This is a genomic window from Methylobacterium sp. CCH5-D2 (assembly GCF_001556475.1).
Classification (GTDB): Bacteria; Pseudomonadota; Alphaproteobacteria; order Rhizobiales; family Beijerinckiaceae; genus Methylobacterium; species Methylobacterium hispanicum.
The window spans coordinates 1-7,690 of the sequence record NZ_LSIX01001014.1; the positions used below are offsets into that span (position 1 = coordinate 1).

The window sequence follows — 7,690 nt, forward strand, 5'->3', positions numbered from 1 at the left end:
CGTCGCCGGTTTGCCCGCCGATCTTCCGGTCGGCGAGCCGGGTCAGGGCCAGGGCGGCGAGGCCGGACGACAGAACCATCGCGAGGACGCCGTGCGCCGGGAGTCCGAGTGGCAGGGCAAGCAGGGCCAGCGCGAGGCCGAAGCCGGCCGCGGTGCCGAGCGTGCCCCGGGTCGGTCGGCCGACCGAGGCGCTGAGGCCACCCGGCCGTGCCGGCCCGAGCAGTACCATCGGCAGGAGCGCCGCCACCCGCGAGAGCGCGGCGGCCAGCAGCAGCGCGATCGCGGCCGAGGCCGCCGCCCGGTCGAGCATGGTCGCGAGGGCACCGATCCGCAGGGCCAGCGCCAGAACGAGCGCCGTCGCCCCGTAGGCGCCGATGCGGCTGTCGCGCATGATCTCGAGGCGCCTCTCCGGGGTCGCACCCCCGAACCCGTCGGCGACGTCGGCGAGCCCGTCCTCGTGAAGGGCCCCCGTCACCCCGACCGAGACGGCGAGCGCCAGCACCGCCGAGAGAAAGGGCCCGAGGCCGAGGCCCCAGGCGGCTAGCAGCGCGGCCGCCGAAGGGAGCGCCAGGATCACGCCCGCGACCGGCAGCACCCGCGGCACGGTCGTGAAATCGGGCGCCGCGTGCGGATCGCCGCCGCCGAGATGCGGCACCGGCAGGCGCGAGTAGAAGCGCAGGCAGGCGGCGAGATCCCGCAGCAGGAAGCGGCCCGGCCAGTCGGCCTCGCCGCCCGAGGGTCGCCCGTTCATAGCCCGCGTCCCTTCGCCAGAGTGCCGTCAGCCGGCCCCACCGCTGCCGGCGCCTTCACCCCCTGCCCCGGCGGCACTATAGCGTGCGGACCGGGCGCCGCCGCAGCCCCCGCGCGGGCCGCCCACAGGATTGCACAGATGACCGAGAGCCCCTTCGACGACATCCGCCGCCTCGTCGCCGCGATGCCCGAGGCCGACGCGGAGGCCGCAGGCGCGGTCGCGGCGCGCGACGCCGAGTTGACGAAGCCCGCGGGCGCACTCGGACGGCTGGAGGGTCTGGTCGCCTGGCTCGCCGCCTGGCAGGGCAAGGCGCCGCCCTCCCTCGACCGGCCGCTCGTCTGCGTGTTCGCGGCGAGCCACGGCGTGACGCGGCGGGGCGTCTCGGCCTTTCCTGACGCGGTCAACCGGCAGATGCTCGACAACTTCGCTGCCGGGGGAGCGGCGATCAACCAGATCTGCGCGACCTACGGCCTCGGCTTCAAGGTCTTCGACCTCGCCCTCGACGTGCCGACCGGCGACATCTGCGAGGGCCCGGCGCTGGACGAGCGCGGCTGCGTCGCCACCATGGCGTTCGGCATGGAATCGATCGCGGCCGGGACCGACTGCCTCGGGGTCGGCGAGATGGGCATCGGCAACACCACCATCGCGGCGGCGATCTACGCCGCCCTGTTCGGTGGAGAGCCCGCGCACTGGGTCGGGCGCGGCACGGGAGTCGACGAGGGGGGCTACGCCCGCAAGGTCGCGGCGGTCGAGGCGGCGCTCGCCCACCATGCCGGGCATCTCGACGACCCGCTCGAGGTCCTGCGCCGGCTCGGCGGGCGCGAGGTCGCCGCGATGGCGGGCGCGATCCTGGCCGCGCGCATGCAGCGGGTCCCGGTGGTGATCGACGGCTACGTCTCGACCGCGGCGGCGGCCGTGCTGCATGCCCTCGACCCGAGCGCCCTCGACCACTGCCTCGCGGGCCACGTCTCGGCGGAGGGCGCGCACGCGGAGGTGCTGGAGCGGCTCGGCCTGAAACCGCTCCTCGCGCTCGGCATGCGCCTCGGCGAGGGCTCGGGCGCCGCCCTGGCGATCGGCCTCCTGAAGGGGGCGCTCGCCTGCCACCGCGACATGGCGACCTTCGCGCAGGCCGGCGTCTCGGGCAGGGCAGCGTCCTGAAACGTGCTTTGCCCGGAAGGGCTTGAACGCGCTATGGGGGCCGACCGGAGGCCGGCCCCGAACCGGCATCGCTGACGAAGACGAACCCCATGAAGATCACCCAGGCCTTCACCTTCGAGGCGGCCCACCGCCTGCCGAACGTGCCCGCGACGCATCGCTGCCACCGGATGCACGGCCATTCCTACCGGGTCGAGCTGACGGTGGCGGGCGACATCGATCCCCGGACCGGCTGGGTGATCGACTTCTACGACATCGAGGAGATCTTCCGGCCCCTGCTGGAGCGCCTCGACCACCACACCCTCAACGACATCGAGGGGCTGGAGAACCCGACCGCCGAGCACATCGCGGCCTGGATCTGGCATCGGGCGAAGGCGGGCCTGCCGGGCCTGGCGGCGGTGCGGGTCTACGAGACCCCGTTGTCCTGGGCGGAGTATGCGGGTGAGTGAGGGCGGCCGAGGACGCGGGAACGAGAGCGGCGGCGACCGGGCGCTGGTGCTGTTCTCGGGCGGACAGGACTCGGCCACCTGTCTCGCCTGGGCGCTCGACCGCTTCGCCCGCGTCGAGACGCTGGGCTTCGATTACGGCCAGCGCCACCGGATCGAGCTCGACGCCCGCGCCCGCCTGCGCGCCGGCCTCGCCCACCTCGTGCCGGCCTGGGCCCGCCGCCTGGGCGAGGACCACACGCTCGCCCTCGACGCGCTCGGCCAGGTCTCCGAGACGGCGCTGACCCGCGAGGCCGAGATCGGCTACGCGGCCTCGGGCCTGCCCAACACCTTCGTGCCGGGCCGCAACCTCGTCTTCCTCACCTTCGCGGCGACGCTCGCCTACCGGCGCGGCATCCGCCATATCGTCGGCGGCATGTGCGAGACGGATTTCTCGGGCTATCCCGACTGCCGCGACGACGCGATCAAGGCCATGCAGGTGGCGCTCAACCTCGGCATGGACCGCCGCTTCGTGCTGCACACGCCCCTGATGTGGATCGACAAGGCGCGGACCTGGTCGCTCGCGCAGAACCTCGGCGGGCGCGGGCTCGTCGAGCTGATCGTGGAGGAGAGCCACACCTGCTATCTCGGGGAGCGCGGCGCCCGGCACGCCTGGGGCTACGGCTGCGGCACCTGCCCGGCCTGCCGCCTGCGCGCGGAGGGTCACGCCCGCTTCGTCGCGGCCGAGACCGCCGGACCGGGCCCGGACCAACCAGCCTGAGGCCGGCCTCCACCCGCGCCGGGAGGCGAGGGCGTCCAGGGCCCCCGGTCAGGCCGGCTTAGGCCGCCCGCACCGTCGCGAGGAAGCGGTGCACCTCGGCGCCGAGATGCTCGGACTGACGCGACAGCTCGGAGGCGGACGCTAGCACCTGGGCGGCCGCCGCACCGGTCTCCTCGACCGCGCCCGCGACCCCCGCGATGTTCGCCGTGACCTCGCCGGTCCCCGCCGAGGCGTGGGCGACGTTGCGGACGATCTCCTGGGTCGCGGCGCCCTGCTCCTCGACGGCCGCCGCGATCTGGGCCGCCACCGCGTCGATCTCGCGGATCCGATCCGTGATGCCCTCGATCGCCCGCACGGCCCCGTGCGTGGAGCCCTGGATCTGCTGGATCTGCGCCGCGATCTCGTCGGTCGCCCGGGCGGTCTGGGAGGCCAGCTCCTTGACCTCGCTGGCCACCACCGCGAAGCCGCGGCCGGCCTCGCCAGCGCGCGCCGCCTCGATCGTGGCGTTGAGCGCGAGCAGGTTGGTCTGGCCCGCGATGGTCGAGATCAGCCCGACCACGTCACCGATGCGCGCGGCCGCGCGGCTCAGCGTGTTCACCAGATCGGCGGTCTCCTCCGCCTCGCCGACCGCCGAGCGGGCGAGCCCGGCCGAGCCCGCGACCTGCCGGCCGATCTCCCGCACCGAGGAGCCCAGTTCCTCCGACGCGGCCGCGACGGTCCGCACGTTCGAGGCCGCCTGGCCGGCGGCGGCCGCGACCGTGCTCGAGCGGCCCGCCGTCTCGTTCGCCGTCGACGTCATCTGCTGGGCGGTGGCCTGCAACTCGGTGGCCGAGGCGGAAACGGAGCCGACGATGCCGCCGACCGCGTGCTCGAAACTGTCGGCCAGATCGATCATCGTGCGCCGCCGCTCGGCCGCGGCGGCCGCGTCGGCGACACGCGCGATCTCGGCCTGCTCGGCGGCCTTGCGCGCCACCATCGCCTTGATGCCCTCGACCGCCCTGCCCACGGCGCCGATCTCGTCGCCGCGCGCGGCCTCGCGGATCTCCGCGTCGATCTCGCCCGCCGCCATGCGCCGCAGCACCGCGACGAGCCGGGCGAGCGGCCGGGCGATCGACACAACCACGATCGCCGCCGCGAGGGCGAGGATGAGCGCGAGCCCCGCGAGCCCGGTCGCGACCAACGTGCGCGTCGCGTCCGTCACCTCTTCGGCGGTCATCAGCTTGGCCGCCTGAAGCTCCGTCGCGACACGGGCCTCGCGTTCCTCGAGCCAGGCGTTGAGCTTGTGGCGGTTCACCATGCCGACGTCGCGCGCGATCTGGAACGCCTCGTCGCGGCGACCCTCGAGGCCGAGGGCCGTCGTCCGGCGCAGGACCGAGAAGAAGGCCTCGATGTCGCGCTGCATCGACAGATTCATCGTGCGGCGTTCGGGCGTCTCCGACATCGCGAGCAGCTTCTCGACCGCGCCGTTCGCCGCCTGCATCGCCGCGTCCTGCGGAGCCTTGAACCGCACCTTCTTCTGCGGATCCGGCTCGAGCAGCATGTTGCGGTCCATCGCCGCAGCCTCCGCGAGGCCGAACCGGATGCGGGCGAGGCTTTCCTGCCGGGCGACCTGAACGTCGATCAGCCCGGCGCTGCGAACGGAGATGCGCTGCATCACGTCCTGGGCGTACAGAATCAGGCCAGCTCCGACCAGCACGACCAGCACGAATGGCATCGCAAGCTTGAAGAGGAAGGATCGGTCGTCCAGGAATCGCATCGTCGTCCTCGATGGCGGGCACAGTGCCTATTTCGAATTCATCTCCTGGCGTGCACTAAAGCCGGGTAAATTCCAGAGTCTGTGAAATATTATCAACTAAGAGTTGTGGTTTTTTGCTTTGTAATCAGGGGTTTCAAGGCTGGCGTGGTTTGGGCCGGGCCCGGTGCGTTTCGAACGGCGTTCGGACCGGCCGGTTCGCGCGCCGATCGCCTCGTCGAGCGCTCGGCGCGCCTCGCGGCCCGTCGCTTGACGCCGCGGGGGCTTGCGGCTCAATGGTCGGCAACGATCAGGGAGGTCACGCATGCGCGCGGGCGATGCCGCCGCCCCGGGGCTCGAGGCGCGTGCCGCGCTCTCGCGTCGCCGGGCCCTTCTGACTGCCTTCGGCGGATTCTGCCTCTGTTGCCTGCCGGGTCGGCCGCGCGCCGAGGCCCTTGCGCTGGAGGAGGTCGGCCCGGGCGTCTTCGTGCGACGCGGGCCGAACGCTGAGGCCTCTCCCGACAACGCCGACGCCATCGCCAACACGGGCTTCATCGTCGGCCGCGACGGCGTGCTGGTGACGGAATCGGGCGGCAGCCTCGCGGACGGTCAGTGGCTGCGCAGCGAGATCCGCAAGCGCACGGACAAGCCGATCCGCCACGTGGTGATGAGCCACGTCCACCCGGACCACTGCTTCGGCGCGGCGGCCTTCGCGGAGGATGGGCCGACCTTCATCGGTCACCACGCCCTCGGGGCGGCGCTGGAGGCGCGGGGCGAGTATTACCGCAAGCGCTTGGCGGACGTGCTCGGAGCCGACAAGGCCGGCTCCGTCGTCTACCCGACGCAGGGCGTGACGGAGGGCGCGGTGATCGACCTCGGCGACCGCACCCTGCGCTTCACCGCCCATCCGAGCGCGCATACGCCGACGGACCTCTCGATGATCGACAGCGGCAGCGGTCTCCTCTTCACCGGGGACCTGCTCTCGGTCGGGCGCATCCCCTCCCTCGACGGCAGCCTCAACGGCTGGCTGAAGGAGATCGACCGGCTGAAGGGGTTCGGGGCAGCGCGCGCCGTGCCCGGTCACGGCCCCGTCAGCGTCGATCTCGCACCGGCGCTGGCCGATCTCGCCCGCTACCTCGGCACGTTGCGCGACGAGACCCGCCGGGCGATCGCCGCCGACGTCCCGATCGAGAAGGCCGTCGGCACCGTGGCGCAGTCGGAGAGGGCCAAGTGGGACCTGTTCGACGACTACAATGCCCGAAACGTGACCGTCGCCTACAAGGAACTGGAGTGGGAATAGCCGGAAGAGAGCTTACATAAGTCTACTCAGGAGGAACGCCATGACGCTCGCAACGAAGCTCGCCCCCCTCGCCGTCAGTGTGGCGCTCGCCGCCTCCGGCGTGGCCCACGCCGCCGGCTCCTCCGACAGCGATGCCGAGCGCGAGGCGCGCTGGCGTGACGTCGCCGCCTCGATCTTCAAGGACCGGACGATCCAGCCGACCGAGACCCTCGTGAAAGTCGAGGCCCCGAAGCGCGCGGAGGACGCCGCGCTCGTGCCGATCACCCTGACCATGCCCGAGAAGGACCGGGTGCAGGCGGTCCACCTCGTGATCGACGACAACCCCTCGCCCTACGCCGCCCATTTCCGCTTCGGTCCGGCCGCCGACCCGAGTGAATTGCGCCTGCGGGTGCGGGTGAACAACTACACCAACATCCACGCGGTCGCCGAGACGAAGGACGGCGCGCTCTACGAGGCCACGAAGTTCGTCAAGGCCTCCGGCGGCTGCTCGGCCCCGATGGGGATGAGCGACGAGGAGGCCATGAAGGGCATGGGCGAGATGCGGATGAAGTTTGCGGGCGAGGCGCAGGCTGGCAAGCCCGTCGAGGCGACCCTGATGATCCGCCACCCGAACTTCTCCGGGATGCAGATGAACCAGGTCACCCGCGACTATACACCTGCGCGTTACATCAACACGGTCACGGTCGATACCGGCAACCGCAACGTGTTCGTAATGGACGGCGATATCTCGATCGCCTCGAACCCGGTGATCAACTTCGCCTTCCTGCCGGCGGGCCCGGTCAAGGTGACGGCCACCGACAATCAGGGCGGGCGCTGGGAGCACAGCTTCACCGTGCCGAGCGCGAGCAATTAGGCGGTGCGGCTCCCGCACAGAGGCGCGGCGGCCCTTGCCGCTCTGGTCCTGCTGGCGGCGGCCGGGCCCGCGGATTCGCCGGTCGGCGTCCCGGAACCGGACGGCCTCTGGACCGGGCCGCAGCGCGGCTACACCCCCGCCACGCTGACCGGCGCCACGGTCCTCGACGCCGGGCGGCTTGCCGCGCTGCTGCCGGACAAGCCGGTGCTCCTCGACGTCGTGCTGGCCGACCGCAAGCCCGCAAACTTCCCCCCCGACCGGCCCTGGTTGCCGACCCACCGCTCGCTTCCGGGCGCCGTCTGGATGCCGGGCGCCGGCGTCGCGCCGCTCAGCCCGGAGCGCGAGGCCGTGTTCCTGCGGCGCGTGGCGGAGCTGACCGGCGGCGACCGCACCAGGCCCGTCGTCACCTTCTGCCGTCCCGAATGCTGGGGCAGCTGGAACGCCGGCCGCCGTCTCGTCCTGGCCGGGTACAGCCGGGTCTACTGGTTTCCCGAGGGCGTCGAGGGCTGGCAGGACGACCACGAGACCGCGGTCGCCAAGCCCGATCCGGCCTGGGCGGCACTGCCGCCGCCCGAGGCCGAGCGCTAGAGCCGTTCCCGATCGCGTCGCAATCGGGAACGGCTCTGACCTCTTGTATCAACGCGCGCTCTTGCGCCGAACCGGCGTCCGCTTCGGCGCAAGAGCGCTCTAGGC

Annotated in this window: 8 protein-coding genes; 6 read left to right on the forward strand and 2 right to left on the reverse strand. The window is 72.4% G+C overall.

The features are described from left to right. A partial coding sequence (locus AX737_RS27550) for an adenosylcobinamide-GDP ribazoletransferase (protein ID WP_066927039.1) occupies window positions 1-751 on the reverse strand: 751 nt, incomplete at its 3' end. Window positions 752-889: 138 nt separating this feature from the next. Here AX737_RS27550 and cobT point away from each other — a divergent pair. The 3 genes from cobT (at window position 890) to queC (ending at window position 3,112) form a co-directional block, all read left to right on the forward strand. After that, window positions 890-1,909 carry a nicotinate-nucleotide--dimethylbenzimidazole phosphoribosyltransferase gene (cobT, locus tag AX737_RS27555; protein WP_066927041.1) on the forward strand — a complete coding sequence of 340 codons (1,020 nt, stop codon included), beginning with the start codon at window positions 890-892 and terminating at the stop codon, window positions 1,907-1,909. A gap of 89 nt (window positions 1,910-1,998) precedes the next feature. Continuing rightward, window positions 1,999-2,355, forward strand: a complete 357-nt coding sequence (gene queD / locus AX737_RS27560; RefSeq protein ID WP_066927049.1) for a 6-carboxytetrahydropterin synthase QueD — start codon at window positions 1,999-2,001, stop codon at window positions 2,353-2,355. After that, window positions 2,348-3,112, forward strand: a complete 765-nt coding sequence (gene queC / locus AX737_RS27565) for a 7-cyano-7-deazaguanine synthase QueC (RefSeq protein ID WP_238230543.1) — start codon at window positions 2,348-2,350, stop codon at window positions 3,110-3,112. Before queD ends, queC begins: the two co-directional genes overlap by 8 nt. 58 nt (window positions 3,113-3,170) lie before the next feature. Here the strand turns inward: queC and AX737_RS27570 are convergent, their stop codons facing one another. Continuing rightward, window positions 3,171-4,868 carry a HAMP domain-containing methyl-accepting chemotaxis protein gene (locus AX737_RS27570; protein WP_066927045.1) on the reverse strand — a complete coding sequence of 566 codons (1,698 nt, stop codon included), beginning with the start codon at window positions 4,866-4,868 and terminating at the stop codon, window positions 3,171-3,173. 301 nt (window positions 4,869-5,169) lie between these two features. Here AX737_RS27570 and AX737_RS27575 point away from each other — a divergent pair, with 301 nt between their 5' ends. From AX737_RS27575 to AX737_RS27585, 3 genes are read left to right on the forward strand one after another with little or no spacing between them, the layout of a single operon-like run. Continuing rightward, window positions 5,170-6,144, forward strand: a complete 975-nt coding sequence (locus AX737_RS27575; protein WP_066927046.1) for a quinoprotein relay system zinc metallohydrolase 2 — start codon at window positions 5,170-5,172, stop codon at window positions 6,142-6,144. Window positions 6,145-6,184: 40 nt separating this feature from the next. Beyond that, window positions 6,185-6,997 carry a quinoprotein dehydrogenase-associated SoxYZ-like carrier gene (locus tag AX737_RS27580; RefSeq protein ID WP_066927047.1) on the forward strand — a complete coding sequence of 271 codons (813 nt, stop codon included), beginning with the start codon at window positions 6,185-6,187 and terminating at the stop codon, window positions 6,995-6,997. Between the two features lie 3 nt (window positions 6,998-7,000). Next, entirely contained in the window at window positions 7,001-7,585 is a 585-nt protein-coding gene (locus AX737_RS27585; protein ID WP_066927048.1) for a rhodanese-like domain-containing protein, read from the forward strand. The last annotated feature ends 105 nt before the right edge of the window (window positions 7,586-7,690 follow it).

Excerpts from the sequence above, each read along its gene's own strand:
- AX737_RS27580 (WP_066927047.1), top strand. The coding sequence starts at position 6,185 with ATGACGCTCGCAACGAAGCTCGCCCCCCTCGCCGTCAGTGTGGCGCTC.
- AX737_RS27570 (WP_066927045.1), bottom strand. The coding sequence starts at position 4,868 with ATGCGATTCCTGGACGACCGATCCTTCCTCTTCAAGCTTGCGATGCCA.
- cobT (WP_066927041.1), top strand. The coding sequence starts at position 890 with ATGACCGAGAGCCCCTTCGACGACATCCGCCGCCTCGTCGCCGCGATG.
- queD (WP_066927049.1), top strand. The coding sequence starts at position 1,999 with ATGAAGATCACCCAGGCCTTCACCTTCGAGGCGGCCCACCGCCTGCCG.
- AX737_RS27575 (WP_066927046.1), top strand. The coding sequence starts at position 5,170 with ATGCGCGCGGGCGATGCCGCCGCCCCGGGGCTCGAGGCGCGTGCCGCG.